The organism is Novosphingobium tardum (assembly GCF_042652045.1).
GTDB classification, from domain to species: domain Bacteria; phylum Pseudomonadota; class Alphaproteobacteria; order Sphingomonadales; family Sphingomonadaceae; genus Novosphingobium; species Novosphingobium tardum.
Genome location: NZ_JBHSDR010000006.1, coordinates 853639 through 872204 on the forward strand (window position 1 = coordinate 853639; position 18566 = coordinate 872204).

At 66.2% G+C, this 18566-nt stretch carries 19 protein-coding genes; 12 read left to right on the forward strand and 7 right to left on the reverse strand.

Annotation, left to right across the window (positions count from 1 at the left end):
* The first annotated feature begins 258 nt into the window (after positions 1-258).
* Complete coding sequence (locus ACFO0A_RS12110; protein WP_379539264.1) at positions 259-1815, forward strand: flavin-containing monooxygenase; 1557 nt, start codon at positions 259-261, stop codon at positions 1813-1815.
* A gap of 14 nt (positions 1816-1829) precedes the next feature.
* Here the strand turns inward: ACFO0A_RS12110 and ACFO0A_RS12115 are convergent, their stop codons facing one another.
* Positions 1830-2210: a PilZ domain-containing protein gene (locus ACFO0A_RS12115; protein ID WP_379539265.1), complete on the reverse strand. Its 381-nt coding sequence runs from the start codon at positions 2208-2210 to the stop codon at positions 1830-1832.
* 197 nt (positions 2211-2407) lie between these two features.
* On the opposite strand from ACFO0A_RS12115, the gene ACFO0A_RS12120 reads away from it, so the two are divergent.
* Positions 2408-3232: a coniferyl-alcohol dehydrogenase gene (locus ACFO0A_RS12120; RefSeq protein ID WP_379539655.1), complete on the forward strand. Its 825-nt coding sequence runs from the start codon at positions 2408-2410 to the stop codon at positions 3230-3232.
* Here ACFO0A_RS12120 and ACFO0A_RS12125 read toward each other — a convergent pair.
* Entirely contained in the window at positions 3229-3888 is a 660-nt protein-coding gene (locus tag ACFO0A_RS12125; RefSeq protein ID WP_379539266.1) for a TetR/AcrR family transcriptional regulator, read from the reverse strand. The genes ACFO0A_RS12120 and ACFO0A_RS12125 overlap by 4 nt on opposite strands.
* Before the next feature lie 106 nt (positions 3889-3994).
* On the opposite strand from ACFO0A_RS12125, the gene ACFO0A_RS12130 reads away from it, so the two are divergent.
* Entirely contained in the window at positions 3995-4771 is a 777-nt protein-coding gene (locus ACFO0A_RS12130; RefSeq protein ID WP_379539267.1) for an SDR family oxidoreductase, read from the forward strand.
* Here ACFO0A_RS12130 and ACFO0A_RS12135 read toward each other — a convergent pair.
* Positions 4768-5163, reverse strand: a complete 396-nt coding sequence (locus ACFO0A_RS12135) for a Zn-ribbon domain-containing OB-fold protein (protein WP_379539268.1) — start codon at positions 5161-5163, stop codon at positions 4768-4770. The two genes, ACFO0A_RS12130 and ACFO0A_RS12135, sit on opposite strands and share 4 nt — an antisense overlap.
* 77 nt (positions 5164-5240) lie before the next feature.
* Between ACFO0A_RS12135 and ACFO0A_RS12140 the strand changes: the two genes are divergently transcribed.
* The 4 genes from ACFO0A_RS12140 to ACFO0A_RS12155 are packed head-to-tail and all read left to right on the forward strand — an operon-like array spanning position 5241 to position 9431.
* Positions 5241-6407, forward strand: a complete 1167-nt coding sequence (locus ACFO0A_RS12140; RefSeq protein WP_379539269.1) for a thiolase C-terminal domain-containing protein — start codon at positions 5241-5243, stop codon at positions 6405-6407.
* Positions 6404-7843, forward strand: coding sequence for an MFS transporter (locus ACFO0A_RS12145; protein WP_379539270.1), 1440 nt, complete (start codon positions 6404-6406; stop codon positions 7841-7843). The genes ACFO0A_RS12140 and ACFO0A_RS12145 overlap by 4 nt, the downstream gene beginning before the upstream one ends.
* The gene (locus tag ACFO0A_RS12150; RefSeq protein ID WP_379539271.1) at positions 7840-8250 is read left to right on the forward strand and encodes a Zn-ribbon domain-containing OB-fold protein; all 411 of its coding nucleotides are present in this window, start codon (positions 7840-7842) and stop codon (positions 8248-8250) included. The genes ACFO0A_RS12145 and ACFO0A_RS12150 overlap by 4 nt, the downstream gene beginning before the upstream one ends.
* Positions 8247-9431 (forward strand): thiolase family protein, encoded by a 1185-nt coding sequence (locus tag ACFO0A_RS12155; protein ID WP_379539272.1) that lies wholly within the window; start codon positions 8247-8249, stop codon positions 9429-9431. The genes ACFO0A_RS12150 and ACFO0A_RS12155 overlap by 4 nt, the downstream gene beginning before the upstream one ends.
* Here ACFO0A_RS12155 and ACFO0A_RS12160 read toward each other — a convergent pair.
* From ACFO0A_RS12160 to ACFO0A_RS12175, 4 genes are read right to left on the reverse strand one after another with little or no spacing between them, the layout of a single operon-like run.
* Positions 9428-10213 carry an SDR family oxidoreductase gene (locus ACFO0A_RS12160; RefSeq protein WP_379539273.1) on the reverse strand — a complete coding sequence of 262 codons (786 nt, stop codon included), beginning with the start codon at positions 10211-10213 and terminating at the stop codon, positions 9428-9430. The genes ACFO0A_RS12155 and ACFO0A_RS12160 overlap by 4 nt on opposite strands.
* 11 nt (positions 10214-10224) lie before the next feature.
* Entirely contained in the window at positions 10225-11676 is a 1452-nt protein-coding gene (locus ACFO0A_RS12165) for an aldehyde dehydrogenase family protein (RefSeq protein ID WP_379539274.1), read from the reverse strand.
* 28 nt (positions 11677-11704) lie between these two features.
* The gene (locus ACFO0A_RS12170; protein WP_379539275.1) at positions 11705-12133 is read right to left on the reverse strand and encodes a VOC family protein; all 429 of its coding nucleotides are present in this window, start codon (positions 12131-12133) and stop codon (positions 11705-11707) included.
* Complete coding sequence (locus ACFO0A_RS12175; protein WP_379539276.1) at positions 12130-13323, reverse strand: cytochrome P450; 1194 nt, start codon at positions 13321-13323, stop codon at positions 12130-12132. The genes ACFO0A_RS12170 and ACFO0A_RS12175 overlap by 4 nt, the downstream gene beginning before the upstream one ends.
* Positions 13324-13372: 49 nt before the next feature.
* On the opposite strand from ACFO0A_RS12175, the gene ACFO0A_RS12180 reads away from it, so the two are divergent.
* The 5 genes from ACFO0A_RS12180 (at position 13373) to ACFO0A_RS12200 (ending at position 18564) form a co-directional block, all read left to right on the forward strand.
* Positions 13373-13954 (forward strand): TetR/AcrR family transcriptional regulator, encoded by a 582-nt coding sequence (locus tag ACFO0A_RS12180; protein WP_379539277.1) that lies wholly within the window; start codon positions 13373-13375, stop codon positions 13952-13954.
* A gap of 75 nt (positions 13955-14029) precedes the next feature.
* Positions 14030-15505: an aldehyde dehydrogenase family protein gene (locus tag ACFO0A_RS12185; RefSeq protein WP_379539278.1), complete on the forward strand. Its 1476-nt coding sequence runs from the start codon at positions 14030-14032 to the stop codon at positions 15503-15505.
* 12 nt (positions 15506-15517) lie between these two features.
* Positions 15518-16747: a CaiB/BaiF CoA transferase family protein gene (locus tag ACFO0A_RS12190; RefSeq protein WP_379539279.1), complete on the forward strand. Its 1230-nt coding sequence runs from the start codon at positions 15518-15520 to the stop codon at positions 16745-16747.
* Positions 16747-17055, forward strand: a complete 309-nt coding sequence (locus ACFO0A_RS12195) for a hypothetical protein (RefSeq protein WP_379539280.1) — start codon at positions 16747-16749, stop codon at positions 17053-17055. Before ACFO0A_RS12190 ends, ACFO0A_RS12195 begins: the two co-directional genes overlap by 1 nt.
* Positions 17056-17061: 6 nt before the next feature.
* Entirely contained in the window at positions 17062-18564 is a 1503-nt protein-coding gene (locus ACFO0A_RS12200) for a class I adenylate-forming enzyme family protein (protein ID WP_379539281.1), read from the forward strand.
* Positions 18565-18566: the final 2 nt, after the last annotated feature.

The following is an 18566-nucleotide window of genomic DNA, read 5'->3' on the forward strand; positions in this document are numbered from 1 at the left end:
AACGGATCACGCGAAATATTGTTCCGCCCCAGCGCGTTCATCGTGCGCAGCACTTCGCGCTCCGACCCACCTGCCGGGCAACTTGGCCATTTCATTGAAGATTGGGTTGCGCCCGCCTCCACGCCGCGACAACCTGTCACCCGTCAGCCGGGCCGCGTGCCCCGATTGACCGGCATCAAAGCCGCGCCGTGCAATTCGCGGCGAAGATGGCGACGAGCGGCCAGAATGACGCCGGCGCCCCTTGGGAGAGAGAAAGCAATGGCAAGTGCAACGGTACGAGCCCCGGACGCGACGCCGCGCGAGGCGACCCATGTCGACGTGCTGATCGTGGGCGCCGGAATCTCGGGCATCGGTTCGGCGTACCACCTCCAGCAGCAATGCCCGGACAAGAGCTACGCGATCCTCGAGATGAAGGACACGTTCGGCGGAACCTGGGAAACGCACAAGTATCCGGGCGTCCGGTCGGATTCCGACCTCTACACCTTCGGCTATCGGTTCAAGCCATGGGTCGGCGCGCCCATCGCCTCGGGACAGGCGATCCTCGACTACATGGGCGAGGTGATCACCGAGAACGGGATCGACCGTCACATTCATTACGGACACCGGATTGCCCGCTGCGCCTGGGACAGCAAGACCAACCTCTGGACCATCGACGCCACGCGCAATTCGGATGGGGCCGCGGTCAGCTTCACCGCCAATTTCCTGTGGATGTGCCAGGGCTACTACGATCACGAAAAGCCCTTCATCCCCGACTGGCCGGGCAAGGACGTCTACCGCGGCAAGCTGATCCACGCCCAGCTGTGGAGCCCCGAGATCGACTACAAGGGCAAGCGCGTCCTCGTCATCGGCTCGGGCGCGACGGCGGCGACGGTGATCCCCGAGATCGCCAAGGAGGCGGCGCACGTCACGATGCTCCAGCGCTCGCCGACCTATTTCTTCTGCTCGGAAAACAAGAACGAGCTCGCCGACCGGCTCCGCGAGGTCGGCATCGACGAGCCGACCATCCACCGCGTCGTCCGAACCCAGATAATGTACGACCAGGATGCGTTGACGAAGCGCTGCATCGAGGAACCGGACGCCGTGTTCGAGGACCTCAAGGCGCTGATCCGCGCCTTTTCGGGCGACGAGAACTTCCAGTTCGAGCCGCACTTCACCCCCAGGTATCGCCCATGGCAGCAGCGCCTGGCGTTCTGCCCCGAGGGCGACATCTTCCGGGCTGCCGTCGCCGGAAAGCTGACAGTGGTGACCGACACGATCGAAACCTTCACCGAAAAGGGCGTGCGGACTACTTCGGGCGAGGAAATCGAGGCGGACATCGTGGTCGCGGCGACCGGCTTCAACCTGCTGATGATGGGCGGCATCGCCTTCGAGGTCGACGGCAAGCCAGTCGATTGGCATAAAACGATCAATTACCGCGGGATGATGTTCACCGGCGTCCCCAATCTGGTTTGGGTCATGGGCTACTTCCGGGCGAGCTGGACCCTGCGCGTCGACATGCTCGGCGATTTCGTCTGCAAGCTGCTCAACCATATGGACGCCCGCGGCGCCAGGCGGGTCGAGGTGGCCTTGCGTGACGAGGATCGTGACATGCCGCTCGAGGACTGGATTGAAGGTGAGAACTTCAATCCCGGCTACCTCATGCGCGGCCTGAAGTTCATGCCGCGCCGCGGGGACAAGCCCGAATGGCGCCATAACCAGGACTACTGGGCGGAAAAGGGAGAAATTCCCAACATCGACCTCGAAGGCAGCGAGTTCATCTACGACGGTGTGCGCGCATCCGCGGCCAAGGTGCCGGCCCAGCTCGAGAACGCCTGACCGGATCGCTCCGGTCACTCGTATCTCGGGATCGGGAACGCCAGCGACGGCTCGTGTTCGAAGGCTTTGGGTGGCTGCATCGCCAATGCCAGGGTGCGCACCTGGTCGCGTTCCAGCGGCTGGCAGAACTTCGCCCCCGCCACCCTTCCGGCGGCCCAGGCGATTTCCGCCGCGAGATCGCACGGAGCGGTGGGCAGCCGGACGAGGATAAGGTCGCCGGCCGCAAGCGTGACGCCGCGCGTTTCGATCCGCAGGCCGGTGATCGAGATGTCGTGCGCGAAGGCCGGCATCGCGCGACCCCCGTCGCGGATCTCGATCGCCGCACGCACGGGAATGCGATCCGCGTCGCGCGAACCGATCCGGAACTCCTCTCCTGCGGCTCCCATATCACCCATGTCTGAGGCCCTTCTGCCCCCCCGGGACCATACTGGGCCGCGAGGGCGAACAGTTGGCAACCAGAGATGGTTAGGTTGGAATAAAGATCGGGACCTTGCCCCACCGGAATGTCCCGCATCCCGCCGAGTGCAAGACTTGTATAACCAGGTGGATTAGCTAATGTGCGCCCGGAAACAAAGATGCGAGGGTGCTGACGATGGGCGACGTGTGGTCATACGAGGGTAAGCGGGTCGTCATCGCCGGGTGCTTTTCCGGGATGGGAGAGGCCTGCGCGCGCGAACTGGTGCGTCTCGGCGCCGAGGTTCACGGCGTCGATATCCGGCCTTCGCAAGTCGATCTCGCATCGTTCACCCAACTCGACCTCAAGGACGTCGCCGCGATCGACCGGGTGGTCGACGAAATCGGCGGAGAGGTCGATGCGGTCTTCAACTGCGCCGGCCTGCCGCAGACCTTCCCGGCATTGGACGTCGTGCGGGTCAATTTCATCGGCCTCAAGCGGTGGACCGAGCGGTGGATTCCCCGCATCCGCAAGGGCGGGGCTATCGTCACGGTCTCGTCCAATGCGGCAATGAACTACCAGCGGCGGCTGCCGCTGCTTCAGGAATTCGTCGCCATCGCCGACCCGGCCGAGGCCGCCGCCTGGGTATCGGCGCATGCCGAAGACGTTGCCGACGGCTATGGCTTCTCGAAAGAAGCCTTGGTGGTGTGGACCCAGCAGCGCGGCGTCGACCTGATCAAGCAGGGCATCCGCATCAACGCCACCCTGCCCAGCCCCACCGCGACGCCGATGATGAAGGATTTCGAGCAGGTCGCGGGCCAGAAGATCCTCGACGTCTTCGCGCTGCCTTCGGGACGCCAGTCGACTGCCGAGGAGCAGGCATGGCCGCTCATCTTCCTCAACAGCCCCGCCGCCGGATTCATCAGCGGCGTGTGCCTTCCGGTCGACGGCGCCTTCACCGGCGGGGTGAATACCGGACTGATCGATGTTCCCGCGCTGATCGGCGCGGCTATGGCGGGCTAGCCGGCCCCCATCGCATGCGCGATCATGTCGGCCGCCGAATGCATGACAAGGCCGTAGTCGGTCTCCCCAGGGACGATCAGGAGGCGGACCGCCGCCAGCCGTTCCAGAAGGATGAGGATCGCCGCGGCCTGGGCCGGGCCGTTCGTCGAAGGATCGACTCGGCCGGCGCTGCGAGCGGCGGCCACCCGGCGCGCCAACAGTTCGAGCAACCCGCGAACCGCCCCGCGCCGCGCCTCCATGAACCGCGGATCGCCTTCCTCGGCGGCAAGGTTGCGGACCCGGAAGACTGTCCGGTGCGATTCCCACTGGGCGCAGTAGAGTTGTACGAAGGTGCGTGCCTTCTCCTTCCCCTCGGCCCCGATCCAGTCCTGTTGCAGCAGATCGAGAAGCTCGGGCGTGGTCTGGCTGGTCGCGGCCAGTGCGGCCAGGACGACATCGGGCACCCCGTCGAAATAGACGTAGAACGTGGCCGGCGAGGTCTGCGCCACGCGCGCGACCTCGGCCACGGTCAGGTCGCGCAATCCATGCGTTTCGAGCAGGTGTACCGTCACCTCGATCAGCCGCTGGCGGGTACGCTGGCCCTTTGCCCCGATGCGCTGCCCGTTCTGGTTGACGAGCTGCGGCGGGTCGGCCGTGATGACGCCAGGTTCGTTCAAAAGTCGGATCCCCCAATCGATCGATCAGCGCAGGCAACCATTCCTTTCTCAAAATTGACATTCCGTCAATGATCGCAAAGGTCGGCTGCGGAAGAGGAGAACTAGCGTGAACTCAGGCGCGGGCAAGGTGGCGATTGTCACCGGGGCATCGAAAGGGATGGGCAGGCACTTCGTCGATGCGCTGGTCGGACAGGGCTGGCAGGTCGCCGCCCTCGCCCGCCCTTCGGCCGAGCTCGACCTTCTGGGCGCTGCCTACGGGGACAAGGTGATCGCCCTGTCCTGCGACGTTTCGGCAAGCAAGGCGGTCGCCGATGCGGTGGCGGAGACCGTCGCGCGATTCGGCCGGCTCGACCTGGTGGTGAACAACGCCGCGGCGTTCGAACCCTTCCTGCTGGACAGCGCGACCGACGCCCAGATCGAAGGCCAGATCGCGCTCAATCTCACCGGCGTGATCTGGATGATGCGCGCCGCCATCCCCCACCTGAAGGCGTCGTTCGGCCAGATCGTCACCATCTCGAGCGAATCCGTCAGCCATCCCTTCCCGATGCTCGGCGTCTATGCCGCGACCAAGGCCGCGGTGGAGGCGCTCTCCGCCGGATTGCGCGAGGAATTGCGCGGCGAAGGCGTGCGCGTCTCGGTGCTGCGCTCGGGCTCGGTCGCCGGCAGCACCGCCAGCGCGGCATGGGATCCGGCGGTGACGCAAGAGTTCTACCGCCGGATCGTGGCCAGCGGGCACGCTGCGATGTCGGGGGAACCGGCAACTCCGGAATCGATGGCCCAAGCGCTTCTGGCGATGATCTCGTTGCCGCCCGACGTCAGCGCCGATTTGGTAGAGGTCCGGGCCGCGCGTAGCGGGCTGCCGGCGGGCGCGAAGGCGCTCTAGCGCAAGCGGAAGAACGGCACGAACACGTCCTCGCGCGGCTCGAAGTCGACCGCGACGGGCGCGCCGATCGCCATTCGTGACGGATCGTCGAGCTCCACCCGGGCGGTCAGCCTCACGCCCGGCTGGTCGTCGAGATCGACGATCGCCAGGACATAGGGAACCGCGAGGTCGGGGAGCCACTGCTGCCGGTTTATCGTGAAGCTGTGGACTGTGCCCGTGCCGCTCGCCACCACCGGCGCGACGTTGCGCGACAGGCAACGGGGGCAGATAAGCTGCGGCGGATGGATGCGGAGGTCGCAGTCGCCGCACGCCATGATGCGCAATTCGCCCACGGCGCCCCCACTCCAGAAGGGCTCGCTTTCAGGGGTGATCGCAGGAACCGGCAAACCCATCGACTTTGCGCTTTCCAAAAACTGACGGTTCGTTAGTAATAGCCTCGACTGGCCGGAAGGCAAGCGCAGGAGAGGCAGTGCTTTCAGCAGCAATCACCGGGATCGGAATGTCCAAGCTGGGCCGCAACACGGGCCGGCCATGCGTCGACCTGCTCGCCGACGCGGCATTCGAGGCCATGGCCGATGCCGGCCTGACCCGTGACGATATCGATGGCCTGACGACCTATCCCGGCAAGCACGACAACTCGCCCGGGATGTCGCCCCTCGGCTGCACCGAAGTCCGCGAGGCGCTGGGCCTGCGCACCCGCTGGCATTCGTCGAGCGCGGAAGGTCCCGCGCAGATGTCGCCGGTGATGATCGCGGCAATGGCGGTTTCGACCGGCCAGGCCCGCCATGTCCTGTGCTTTCGCGCGTTGACCGAAAGCTCCTCGCAATCGGCGGGACGGCGCGCGAGCGTGCCGACCGGCAGCGGCGGGCGCGTCGGCGGCTGGCTGCAATGGCTGCTGCCGATGGGCGCGTTCGCCGCGGCGACCTGGGCCGCGCAGTTCGCGCAGCGCCGGATGCACGAATTCGGCGCGACCCGCGAGATGCTGGGCGCGCAATGCGTGCTGCAGCGCGCCAACGCGCAAGGCAATCCGCGCGCGGTATTCCACGGCAAGCCGATGACCATGGACGATTACCTCGATGCGCGGATGATCGCCGATCCACTTTCCATGCTCGACTGCGATATTCCGATCGACGGCGCCTGCGTGGTGATCGTGTCGGCTGCCGACGCGGCGCGGGATTGCCGCAAGCCGCCGATCTCGATCCCGGCGATGAGCGCCGCTCTCGACCGGGACAGCTGGGACCAGCGTGAGGACCTGACCCAGATGGCTGCCCTCGACGCCGGACAGGACCTTTGGCGCCGGACCGATTTCGCGCCCGCCGATGTCGATGTCGCCGCGGTCTATGACGGGTTCAGCGTCTTCGTGCCGATGTGGCTGGAAGGGTTGGGCTTCTGCGCGCGCGGCGAAGGCGAGGCATTCATCGCCGCCGGCCATACCGCACTAAACGGACGCCTGCCCACCAACACCGGCGGGGGCCAGCTTTCCGCGGGCCGCCTGCACGGTTTCGGCCATCTTCACGAAGCCTGCGTCCAGCTCTGGGGCGAAGGCGGGACGCGGCAGGTTGCCGCCGCACAGACCGCGGTCGTCGGCATGGGCGGCGGGCCACTGGCCGGGGCGATGCTGCTCCACCGCGCGTGACCGCGAGCGAAGCTGCCGTCGCCCGGGAAGGTCGAACAGCCGAGCTGCGGCCCTATGCCGGGCTGATCCTCGCGCTGTTCATCGCCGAGATCACGGGTTCGTTCGAAAGCGCGATGATCATCGCCGCGATGAAGCGCCTGATCGAGGATTTCGGCGATCCCGCGCGGGTCGGCTGGCTGGTGACTTCGTACCTGATCGTCGGCGCGGCCGCCGCTGCGCTGGTCGGACGGATGGGCGACCTGTTCGGGCGGCGCCGGCTGCTGCTTATCGTTCTTGCGGTGGGCGCGGCCGGCTCGCTGGTCAGCGCGCTGTCGGGCAGTTTCGCAGTCCTGCTGGCAGGGCGCGTACTCCAGGGCGCGACCGGCGCGATCCTGGCCCTTTCGATCGGCATCGCCCGCGAGGCGCTGCCCCGCAGGCTAGTTCCCATGGGGATCGGGCTGATGATCTCGGGCGCATCGCTGGGGACGGCGGCGGGCCTGATCCTGGGCGGATGGATCGCCGACAATTTCAGTTGGCACGGCGTGTTCGTGGCCAGCGTGATCTTCTGCACCGCAGCCTTCATCGCCGTCGCGCTCCTCGTGCCGCCCTCGCGCCAGGGTGCGCCGGGACCGCGTACCGACTGGTTCGCGGGCGCCCTGTTCGCGCCGGGGATCATGCTCGTGCTGTTCTACGTGGGGTCGATCGCCAAGTCGGGAATTGCCGACCCGCTCGGGCTCGCCTACCTCGGCGTCGGCGTCGCGCTTCTTGCCTGGTGGGTCCAGCGCAGCCTGTCGATCCCCGATCCGCTGTTCGACCTGCGCCAGCTGCGGCAAAGGAGCGTCGCGGTGGCCAACGTGGTGACCGCGCTGGTCGCGCTCAGCTCGCTCCAGATCACGCTTGTGTTCGCCATTCTGCTGCAGGCGCCCAAGTGGACCGGCGTCGGCCTGGGCGTGACCGCGCTGGCGTCCGGCCTCGCCAAGCTGCCGTCGAACATCCTTTCGACCTTTGCCGGCCCGCTGAGCGGGTGGCTGACCGGGCGCGGGGGCGGGCGGGCGGCGATGCTGGCCGGTGGCGCGCTGGCCACGCTCGGCTGGGCGCTGGTGTTGTTCTTTCACGGGAGCGTGGCGGTGGTCGTGGCGATCCTGTGCGTGATCTCGTTCGGCACGACCATCCTTTTTGCCGTCGGCCCGACGATCCTGGCCGAAGCCGTTCCGCCCGACCGGACCAGCGAAGTCTCAGGCATGCTGACCGTCGTGCGCGGCCTGTTCATGGGCATCGGTGCGATGCTCGTGACCACGCTGCTCGCCAGCGACATCGTCAGCGATCCCGCCAGTCACGCGCAATATCCGACCGAGGCCGCCTTTCGCTTCACCATCGCGGTGGTCACCGGATTGAGCCTGGCCGCGACGTTGTGCGCCTTTGCCCTGCCGAAGGGCCGCATGGATGACCCGCGATGACCCTTCCCCGCCCGCTCCCCGCGCTGACCGCAGATAGCCGCCCGTTCTGGACCGGCGGCGCGTGCGGTGAACTGCTGATCGAGCAGTGCTGCGCCTGCGAATACCTTATCCATCCGCCGACCGGCTTCTGTCCGGTGTGCGAAGGCCGCGAAACGCGCTTTGCGCCGGTCTCCGGCAAGGCCTTCGTCGAAACGTTCACGATCAACCACAAGCAGTGGATGCCCGGCCTGCCCGAACGCTACGTCCTCGCGCTGGTCAGGCTGGCGGAACAGGACGACGTGCGCCTCGCCACCAACATCGTGGGCTGCGCGCCCGAGGACGTCAGCTTCGGGATGCCCGTCAGCGTGCGCTTCGAACAGTGCGAGGACATCTGGGTGCCCCTGTTCGCGCCGGACGCCGGGGCATGACCGCCTATCCCGAAAAGCAGACCGCGATCACCGGGATCGGCCAGTCGAAGATTTCGCGCGGGGCCGAAAAGTCGGCGCTCGGCCTGACCATCGACGCAGCGATGCAGGCGATCGAGAATGCGGGCCTCAAGCGATCCGACATCGACGGCATGGCCTGCTGGCCGGGCGGCACTGGCGAGGCCAACGGCTTCGCGCCGGTTTCCATCTCGGTGTTGCAGGATGCGCTGCGGCTCAAGCTGGACTGGTATTCCAATGCTTCGGAAACCTCGGGCCAGTTCGGGGCGCTGTTCAACGCGGTCGGCGCGATCGGGGCGGGGCTGGCGCGGCACGTGCTCGTGTTCCGCACGATGTACGAGGCGACTGCGCGCAAGACGAGCTTCGCCAACGCGCTCAACCAGCCGGGGGAGCGGGTCCACGGCATCTTCAACTGGTACGCGCCCTACCACGTCTATGCCGCCGCCTTGCAGCAGGCGCTGTTCTTCAACCTCTATGTCCACAAGTCGGGTATCCGGCCGGAACAAGTGGCGCAGATCGCGCTCAACGGCAGGCGCAACGCCGCGCTGAACCCGGCGGCGGTCTATCGCACGCCGCTGACGCTGGACGATTATCTCGCCTCGCCGGTTATCGCCACGCCCTTGCGACTCTATGATTGCGACGTTCCGATCGACGGATCGACAGCGATCATCCTGTCGCATCGCGATGCCGCGAAGGACGGGCCAAACCCGCTGACCTGGATCGAGGCCATCGGCAGCTCGATGCGTTACCGCAACAGCTGGGTGCAGCTCGACGCACTCGACACGCAGGCCCAACCCGAGGTCGCGCGGATGATGTGGAGCCGCACCGATCTTATGGTGAAGGACATCGATGTCGCCGAACTCTATGACGGGTTCAGCTATCACACGATTAATTGGCTCGAGAACCTGGGCGTCTGCGGGCGCTACGAGGCGAAGGACTTCATCGGCGACGGGTCGCGGATTGCGCTCGAGGGCGAGTTTCCGATCAACACCAACGGCGGCGCGCTTTCGGCGGGGCGGATGCACGCCTATGGCCAGGTCCACGAGGCCTGCGTCCAGTTGTGGGGCCTTGGCGGCGCGCGCCAGGTGAAGGGCGAGCCGAAGGTCGCGTCGCTGACCACCGCGGGCGGTCCCCTGGCGGGAAGCTTCCTCCTCGCGCGCGACTAGTTGCGCATCACCCAGCCGCCGTCGATGTTGAGCGTCTGACCGGTCATCCACCGGCCCGCGTCCGACACCAGCATGATCAGTGCGCCGACCAAAGCATCGGGAACATCGCGCCCGTGGATCGGGGTGCGGTTTTCGACGTACTGCACCAGCGGGCTGTCGTCGGGCGTCAGCGAGAGGCCGGCGTCGCTCTTGGTCATGCCGGGCGCGATCGCGTTGACCGTTATGTTCTGCGAACCCAGCTCGGTCGCGAGCGTGGTGGTGAGCCCCAGGAGGGCGACCTTGGTCACGCCATAGACCGACTGCGCGGGGAATGCCCCGGCCGAAAGCTGGTTCACGATCCGCCCGCCGCCGCGCCTAGCCATCTCGGGTATCACCGCCTGCGAGCAGTTCAGCGCACCGTGGAGATTGACCTTCAGCGCGCGGTCGAGGTCCTCGGTGCTGATCTGGCTGGCGGGCGTTCCGACGATCTCGACCATCAGCGCCGCATTGTTGACGAGGATGTCTATCCCGCCGAACGCCGCGACCCCGGCTTCGACCATCTTCGCGACCGATCCGCGATCGGTGATGTCCGCCTCGACGCCCAGCGCCTTGCCGCCCGCCGCCACGATCTCGTCCGCAACCGCCTTTGCGCCTTCGCCGTTGAGATCGGCGACGATTACCGCAGCGCCTGCATTGGCGAGACCGAAGGCATAGGCCCGGCCGATGGAATTGCCGCGCCCGCCGGCGCCGGTCATTATCGCGACCTTGCCGTCAAGGCGGAACTGTTCGTTGGTGAATGGCATTGTCTGGTCCCTCAGGCGATCGTGACGGTCTTGTAGCGCAGGAATTCGTCGATCCCGGCTTTGCCGCCTTCCTTGCCGAAGCCGGAAATCCCGACCCCGCCGAAGGGCGTGTGCGGATTGATCTGGGTCGCGCCGTTCACATAGACGCCGCCGGCATAGAGCCGCTCGGCCAGGCTGTGGACGCGCTTTAGATCGTTCGACTGGATATAGGCGGCAAGCCCGTACTTGCTGTTGTTGGCGATGCGGACGGCGTCGTCCTCGTCGGTGAACTTCATCACCACCAGCGCGGGGCCGAAGATCTCCACCTGAGCGATCTCGCTGTCGGGATCGGCGTCGGCGATGATCGTGGGCTGGATGAAGTTGCCTTTGGCGAGCGCGCCTTCGCACCTGTTGCCGCCCATCAGGAACCGGCCCGACCCTTGCTCGCGCACTCGGTCGAACATGCCGATCACGCGCTCGACCGCCGCGGCATTGATCACCGGACCAACTTGCACGCCGGGTTCGAACGGATCGCCGACCTTGTACTGGCTCGCGATCGCGGTCAGCTTTTCCAGCACCGCGTCATAGATGTCGGCGTGGACCAGCAGCCGGGTCGGCAGGGCACAACCCTGGCCCGACAGGATGCCGATCGACCAGAAGACCGCGCGCTGGCAGGCCGCGTCGATATCGGCATCCGGGAACAGGAGGCTGGCCGACTTGCCGCCTAGCTCCATCACGCAGGGCTTTATCGCCTCCGCACAGGCGGCCATGATCCGCCGCGCGGTGATCGGCCCGCCGGTGAAGCTGATCAGTTCGACCTTGTCGTGGCGGACCAGCGCCTCGCCCGCCTCGGCGCTGCCGGGCATGATCGTAAGCACGCCGTCGGGAACTCCGGCCTCCTTGCACAGCCGGGCAAACAGCTCGGGCGCGAACGGCGTGATCTCTGCTGGCTTGACGATCACGCAGTTGCCCGCCGCCAGCGCCGGGCCAACCTTCATTCCCAGCGAAATGATCGGTCCGTTCCAGGTGATGATGATGCCCACGATGCCGACCGGTTCGGGGACGGTGTAGGAAAACTCGCCGCGCGTATCGAACGTGCTGATCAGCTCGCCAGACAGCTTGTCGCACCAGCCCGCGTAGTAGCGCGTCCAGGCGACCGCCGTGTCCACGCCGCGCTCGCCCGCAACGAGCGGCGTGCCGCCGTCGAGCGCTGCGGCTTCGGCGAGCTTGCCCTTGTTGGCTTCCATCAGGTCGGCCAGCCGGTTGAGGATATCGCGCCGCACTTCGGGCGCGGTGCGCCGCCAGCCTTCGCGGGCCGCCTCGGCCAGCCGCACCGCCTCGTCCACCTCGGCAGCGCCAGCGAGCGGGATGCTGGCTTGCACCTCGCCGCTTACGGGATTGCGGTGTTCGTGCGTGCCGCCCGAACCGGAGTTGCGGGGAACGCCGCCGACATGAAGCGAAACCGAAGGAGGAACGATGGGCATGGGTTTTCCTTGGAGAATGAATAAATTTTCAGGCGGCGAAGGTCAGGCCGCCGTCAACACCGACGGGCATGTGCGGGCTCCACACGAGCTCCCAGCCATTGCCTTCAGGGTCGGTGAAATAGCCCGAGTAGAGGCCGCCATCGCGGTCGCGCACGGCGCTTGTCACGGTGGCCCCGGCGGCAACGGCGGCCGCGAAGCCGCGGTCGACCGCGTCCTTGTCGTCGACGAAGATCGCCCAGATCGAACGGGGTGTGGTTCCGCCTTCGATGCCGCTTTCCTGCGCGAGATAGCCGCGGTTGAGGAACACGATGACTGCGGTCCCGGCGCGATACATGACCGACATTTCGGATACCGGTCCCCAGGTTTGCCAGCCCAGACCGTCCTCGTAGAAACAGCGTAGCACCGCGATATCGTCGGCGCCGACCATCACCATATTGAGCCGCTGATCGATTTTCATTCGTCGCTCCATTCGAGATGCAGCGCGGTTTGCGCGAAGACCGAGCCACCGCGCGTTTCCTGGGCGGGCGCGTCGGCGGCGAGGCGGAACGGGCCGACCCGCTCGAGCCAGATCCGGTAGAAGGTCTTGAGTTCCAGCCGCGCGAGATGGATGCCGAGGCAGGTGTGCACCCCGTTGCCAAACGCCGCGTGGCGGCAGCGCGGGCGGTGGAAGTCGACCGTGTCCGGATCGGGATTGAGATGCTCGTCCATCCCGACGAGGTTCAGGGCGCAAAGGACCATGTCGCCGTCATGCAGCTTGACGCCGCCGATCTCGGCCTCGCCCGTCACCTGGCGCGGGGTCGCGACGAAGCTGTAGCGGCGCATCAATTCCTCGACCGCCGCAGGGATGAGCGAGGGGTCGTCGCGCAACTGCTGCTGCTGTTCGGGATGCTGGGCAAGGTGCCGCATGCCGAAGGTCATGGCGTTCGTCACGGTGTCGAGCCCGGCGAGGAACATGAGAAAGCTGATCGACATGAGCTCGGCAAATTCGAGCTTCCGGCCCTCGAAATCGGCAGTGATCAGCTGGCTGACGAGATCGTCCTTCGGCTCGGCCATACGGGCCTGGAGGAGCTCGACCAGGATCGCCGTGATCTGCCCCACATAATCGGCGCGGTTCTCGTCTCCACCGCTGCCGAAGAATGCGGTGATAAGATCGCGGAACTCGTCGATGCGGTCGAGCGGGAGTCCGAACATCTCCATGAACACCGACACCGGAAAACGCGAAGCGACATCTTCTACGAATTCGCACCGTCCCTGCGCCGCCAGACGTCCGACGTAGGTTTCGGCCCATTCGATAATCCGCTGCTCGCGGGGGGCGATCGCGCTGGATTCGAACCAGGGACGAAGGAACTGGCGGTATCGCTTATGTTCGGGCGGATCGAGCGATTCGGGAATCATCCGCGGGGCATCGACCGCGGCGGGAATGGCGAGCTGGCAGTTCGAGAAGCTTTCGGGGTGCTGCATCATGTGAAGCACGTCTGCCGAAGCCAACGCGACCCAATGGCCGCCATTGCGCGGAGTCCAAAAAAACGGCGGCGCCTTGGCCTTGAGCTCGAGATAGGCGGCGTGGACGTCGCGCCGGATCAGCGGGTCGCCGTAAAAATCGAAATCGTAGACCGGCGCCCTTTGGCGCTCCGCCGACTCGTTCATAACCATCTCCTCTTGCCGCCAAGTAAACGTTCGTTTACAAAACTTGTCAATGGCCAGCCATGCAGCCCCCCGCCCCGCCCGCGATGCCGATCGGACGCGCGCAGCAATCCTCCATGCTGCGCAGCATGCCTTTGCAACGCGCGGCTATGCTGCGGCCGGGGTGCGCGAGATAACCGCTGCTGCGGGAGTGAACCCTGCGCTGGTGAGCCGTTATTTCGGATCGAAGGAGAAGCTGTTCGAAGCGGCGCTCGCCGATCTTCTCGATGTGAGCCTGCTGACGGAGCAACCGCGCGAAAACTTCGGCAAGCGCTTGGTTGAAACTTTCGTCGACGCTTCGGCCACCGGCATAAATCCGCTCCAGATCCTTGTCCTGGCGACGGCCGACGAAGGCGCCCGGGCCATCGCCGATCGCCTGGTGCGCGAGATGGTGCTGGCGCCACTCGCGGAATGGTTCGGCGCCCCCGACGGCGAACATCGCGCCGCCCAGGTCATGACCCTGTCCAGCGGGCTGTTCACCTATCGCCTGCTCTACCGCCTGCCGACCTGGAGCGGCGAGCTCGATCCGGGAAGCCGCGCATGGCTCGAACATTCGTTCCAGTCGATCGTCGACTGGCCGGTGATCGAGCATTGACGCTTTGCCAGTTATTCCATAGAAGGTGACGAACCGTCAGTTTTAGGCGGAAGACTTTGGGAAGGACGATTGGCAATGGCACTTCTGGCGCATCCGCGTTCGCTGTTCATCGATGGCGGGTGGCATGAAGTCTCGGGCAGCGAGGCGGTGATCAATCCCGCCGACGAATCGCTTCTCGCAATGGCTCCGGTGGGCGACAGCGCCGCGGTCGAAGCCGCCATCGGCGCGGCGCGCCATGCGTTCGACAGGGGCCCTTGGCCCCGGCTCCCCCAGCGCGAGCGGCAGGCATACCTCACCCGCTTCCTCGACGCGATCGACCGTCGCAAGGACGATATCGTCGCGCTCATCGTCGCCGAGGCGGGGGCAACCCAGATGCTGGCCGATTACCTCCAGTTCGGTATTCCGATGCAGCACGCGCGCCACATGGTCGAGCTTTCCTCTCGCCCGGCGGTAACCCCGCTTCCGGTAGAAACGACTCCGAACGCGCAAGGTACGATCACGCTGGGCGCAGGCGTGATGTCGCGCGAGCCGATGGGTGTCGTCGCCGCGATCACGCCCTACAATTTTCCGTTCTTCCTCAACATCGGCAAGATCATCCCGGCAATGGCGGTGGGCTGCACCGTGGTGCTCAAGCCCTCGCCCTATACCCCGATCGAGGCGCTGATCCTGGGAGAGATCGCCGAAGAGGTCGGGCTGCCCAACGGCGTGCTCAACATCGTCACCGGCGACATTGAGGCGGGCCAGCTTCTCACCACCGACAAGCGGGTCGACCTCATCAGCTTCACCGGGTCGGACAAGGTCGGCTCGATGATCCAGGCGCAGGCTGCGCCAACGGTCAAGCGCTGTCTCATGGAGCTTGGCGGCAAGTCGGCGCTGATCGTGCGGGCCGATGCCGATATTCAGCAGGCCGCGATGGCCGGTCTGGGCGGGTTCACCGTTCACTGCGGCCAGGGCTGCGCGCTGCTGACCCGCCACCTGGTCCACAACTCGGTGCGCGCGCAGTACGTCGAGACGCTCAAGGCCATGCTGGCGCATGTGAAGATCGGCAATCCCGCCGATCCCACGGTCAACTACGGCCCCCTGATCCGCGAGGTGGCGCGCACGCGCACCGAGAATTACGTCGAGATCGCCCGCAGCGAGGGCGCGACTCTCGTCGCCGGCGGCAAGCGGCCCGCCGGGCTCGACAAGGGCTTCTACTACGAGCCCACGTTGTTCGACGGTGTCAGCAACGCCAGCCGGATCGCCCAAGAGGAAGTCTTCGGCCCCATCGGGGCGGTCATCGGGTTCGACGATGACGACGAGGCGATCGACATGGCGAACGACAGCGATTTCGGCCTGTCGGGCGGGATCTACTCGGCCAACGTCGGTCTGGCCTACGAGATGGCCTTGCGTATGCGGACCGGCGGGGTCTCGATCAATGGCGGCTCGGGCCGGATGTCGAGCCACGCACCGTTCGGCGGGATCAAGCGCTCGGGCTATGGCCGCGAGTACGGCGAGGACGGCCTGAACGAGTTCACTTACATCAAGACCGTCGGTTTCCACGGTGCCTGAGGGGAGCCGCTCATGACGCAGGTTATGAAGGGCGTGCGCGTCCTTGAAGTCGCGCAGTTCACCTATGTTCCCGCCGCCGGCGCGGTCCTGTCGGACTGGGGCGCCGATGTCATCAAGATCGAGCATCCGGTGCGCGGCGATGCGCAGCGCGGGATCAAGATGCTGCAGCGGCTCGCGGTCAACCCGCAGCGCAGCTCGCTGATGCAGCACCCCAATCGCGGCAAACGCAGCGTGGGCATCGATATCGCGACCGCCGAGGGGCAGGAGCTTCTTTACGAAATCGCCAAGACCGCCGATGTCTTCCTCACCAACTACCTGCCGCAACAGCGCCAGAAGCTGAAGATCGACCTCGAGCATATCCGCGCGGCGAACCCCGACATCATCTACTGCCGCGGCTCCGCGTTCGGCGAAAAGGGGCCCGAGCGCGAGAAGGGCGGATTTGATTCCACCGCCTTCTGGGCCCGCGGCGGTTCGTCGCTGCTGGTAACGCCCAAGGCGCTGGAAGGCCCGCTGATGCAGCCGGGACCGGCCTATGGCGATACCATCGGCGGAATGAACATCGCCGGCGGGATCGCCGCGGCGCTGTTCCACCGCGAACGCACCGGCGAGGCGACCGAGGTCGACGTCTCGCTGCTCTCGTCGGGCATCTGGGCCACGGCCTGTTCCATCGACGTGTGCATGGAACTGGGGCTCAACCCGTTCGAAAATGCAATGCCCGGAACCGATACGGTCGGCAGCAACCCGTGGATCGGGGTTTTCCGCACGTCCGACGGCGGCTTCATCAATCTTACCGTCCTGTCGCCGTCGCTGCTCATCACGGACACCTTCACGCACCTCGGCATTCCCGAGGCAGCCGACGATCCGCGTTTCTCGACCGCCGACGACCTGTTCGAGAACGCCGTTGCCGCCCACGCATTGACCAAGGAAGCGATCGCCAAGCAGCCGTTCGCCTACTGGATCGAGCATCTCAAGACGATGAAGGGCCAGTGGGCCGCATACCAGCAGCCGTCCGACATCGGCAGCGACGAACAGGTCCTCGCCAATGACCTGATCTTCGAGGTAGAAAGCGCCGATGGCGGCCCGCCGATCAGGCTCGTCGCCAATCCGGTCCAGTTCAACAAGCAGGGCGTGACCAACACCCGCGCGCCGGAGGCTTCGGAACACACCGAACTGTTCCTGATGGAACTGGGCCTTGAGTGGGACAGGATCGAAGCGCTCAAGCAGAAGAAGGCAATCGCGTAATGGATATCAAGCCCGGTTCGCGCTGGAAGAGCGCGGTATGCAGCGCCGAAATGGTCGTGGTCCGCCCGCCGTCGAGCGTCGGAGAACTGCAGTGCGGCGGCGTGGCTGTGATCCCGCACGGCGAAGCTGCGTCGCCTGGCGGGACCGTCGATCCCGGCCATGCCGGCGGCGTCCTTGTGGGCAAGCGCTACACCGACGAGCAGAGCGGCATCGAAGTGCTGGGCGCGAAGGCCGGCGAAGGCTCGCTCGCCTTCGATGGCCGACCGCTCAGTTTGAAGGAAGCCAAGCCCCTTCCCGCGTCCGACTGACCCGACATGCGTACCACCCTCCTTCTCGATATCGTTGCCGACGCCTGCGGCGAGCGGATCGCGGTCGGCCCGCGCGAGGGGGGAGTGTCGTTCGGACAACTGCGCGACGGCGCGCGCGCCGCCGCCGCCTGGCTCATGTCGCGCTCGGCCGAAAACCTGGGCTTTTTGGGGCTAAACGGCGCTGCGGTTCCGCTCACCTTGTTCGCCGCCGGCTTTGCCGGCATGCCCTTCGTGCCGCTCAACTATCGCCTTGCGGATGCCGACTTGCGCCGGCTCGTCGCCCGGACCGCGCCCGCGGTGCTCGTCGCCGATGACGACATGGTGCCCCGCCTGGGCGCGATCGAGGGGGTGAAGGTGATCGCCCGCAGCACGTTCGAGGAACGCTTTCTCCATGGCGCCGCGGAACCGGTCGATCTTCCCGAAAGCGAAAACGACATCGCGGTCCTGCTGTTCACCAGCGGCACGACCGGGGAGCCGAAGGCTGCGGTCCTGCGCCACGCGAACCTGACCTCATACGTCATGTCGACGGTGGACCTGCTCGGCTGCGACGAGGACGAGGCCGCTCTCGTCAGCGTTCCCGCCTATCACATCGCCGGAATCTCGGCGATCCTGACCTCGGTCTATGGCGCCCGGCGCATCGTCTATATCCCGGCCTTCACCGCCGAGGACTGGGTCGCCGTCGCGGCGCGCGAGGGCGTGACCCATGCGATGGTCGTTCCCACGATGCTTGACCGGATTCTCGACGAACTGGACAGCCGGGGCGAGAAGCTGCCGGCCCTGCGCGCGCTGTCCTATGGCGGCGGACGGATGCCCGAGCCGGTGATCGCCCGCGCCATGCGCGTCCTTCCCAACGTCGATTTCGTCAACGCCTACGGCCTCACCGAAACCAGTTCGACGGTCGCGCTGCTTTCTCCCGACGATCACCGTGAGGCGTTCGCTTCGGAGGATGCCGTCGTGCGCGCGCGCCTGGGCTCGGTCGGCCGGGTCCTGCCCTCGCTCGAGATCGAGATTCGCGACGAGCAGGGCAACGCGCTGCCGCCCGGACAGAAGGGCGAGATCTGCGTGCGCGGCGAGCAGGTTTCGGGCGAATACCTGCACAAGAAAGCCATTGCCGACGACGGCTGGTTCGCCACCAACGACAGCGGCTGGATCGACGAGGACGGCTATCTCTTCGTCGAAGGGCGGCTGGACGACGTGATCGTTCGCGGGGGCGAGAATATCTCTCCGGGCGAGATCGAGGACGTGCTGCGCGAACACGGCTCGATCGCTGATGTCGCCGTCCTTGGCCTGCCTCACCCATCGTGGGGAGAGTGCGTGGCCGCGGTCGTGGTCTGCCGCGATGCCGACCCCGACTCCGCCGAACTCAGCCGCCACGTCCAGGCTCGCCTTCGCTCGACGAAGACGCCCGAGCAATGGTTCTTCCGCACCGAGTTGCCCTACAACGAAACCGGCAAGCTGCTGCGGCGGGTGCTGAAGGCCGAACTGGCGGAGGCCACCGGCCAGGACTAGAC

What these genes read in the sequence shown, in the direction of transcription:
- ACFO0A_RS12185 (WP_379539278.1), top strand. Translation starts at nt 14,030, where the DNA reads ATGGCACTTCTGGCGCATCCGCGTTCGCTGTTCATCGATGGCGGGTGG.
- ACFO0A_RS12165 (WP_379539274.1), bottom strand. Translation starts at nt 11,676, where the DNA reads ATGCCCATCGTTCCTCCTTCGGTTTCGCTTCATGTCGGCGGCGTTCCC.
- ACFO0A_RS12200 (WP_379539281.1), top strand. Translation starts at nt 17,062, where the DNA reads ATGCGTACCACCCTCCTTCTCGATATCGTTGCCGACGCCTGCGGCGAG.
- ACFO0A_RS12190 (WP_379539279.1), top strand. Translation starts at nt 15,518, where the DNA reads ATGACGCAGGTTATGAAGGGCGTGCGCGTCCTTGAAGTCGCGCAGTTC.
- ACFO0A_RS12120 (WP_379539655.1), top strand. Translation starts at nt 2,408, where the DNA reads ATGGGCGACGTGTGGTCATACGAGGGTAAGCGGGTCGTCATCGCCGGG.
- ACFO0A_RS12110 (WP_379539264.1), top strand. Translation starts at nt 259, where the DNA reads ATGGCAAGTGCAACGGTACGAGCCCCGGACGCGACGCCGCGCGAGGCG.
- ACFO0A_RS12170 (WP_379539275.1), bottom strand. Translation starts at nt 12,133, where the DNA reads ATGAAAATCGATCAGCGGCTCAATATGGTGATGGTCGGCGCCGACGAT.
- ACFO0A_RS12135 (WP_379539268.1), bottom strand. Translation starts at nt 5,163, where the DNA reads ATGGGTTTGCCGGTTCCTGCGATCACCCCTGAAAGCGAGCCCTTCTGG.
- ACFO0A_RS12160 (WP_379539273.1), bottom strand. Translation starts at nt 10,213, where the DNA reads ATGCCATTCACCAACGAACAGTTCCGCCTTGACGGCAAGGTCGCGATA.
- ACFO0A_RS12115 (WP_379539265.1), bottom strand. Translation starts at nt 2,210, where the DNA reads ATGGGTGATATGGGAGCCGCAGGAGAGGAGTTCCGGATCGGTTCGCGC.
- ACFO0A_RS12175 (WP_379539276.1), bottom strand. Translation starts at nt 13,323, where the DNA reads ATGAACGAGTCGGCGGAGCGCCAAAGGGCGCCGGTCTACGATTTCGAT.
- ACFO0A_RS12195 (WP_379539280.1), top strand. Translation starts at nt 16,747, where the DNA reads ATGGATATCAAGCCCGGTTCGCGCTGGAAGAGCGCGGTATGCAGCGCC.
- ACFO0A_RS12150 (WP_379539271.1), top strand. Translation starts at nt 7,840, where the DNA reads ATGACCCTTCCCCGCCCGCTCCCCGCGCTGACCGCAGATAGCCGCCCG.
- ACFO0A_RS12180 (WP_379539277.1), top strand. Translation starts at nt 13,373, where the DNA reads ATGGCCAGCCATGCAGCCCCCCGCCCCGCCCGCGATGCCGATCGGACG.
- ACFO0A_RS12155 (WP_379539272.1), top strand. Translation starts at nt 8,247, where the DNA reads ATGACCGCCTATCCCGAAAAGCAGACCGCGATCACCGGGATCGGCCAG.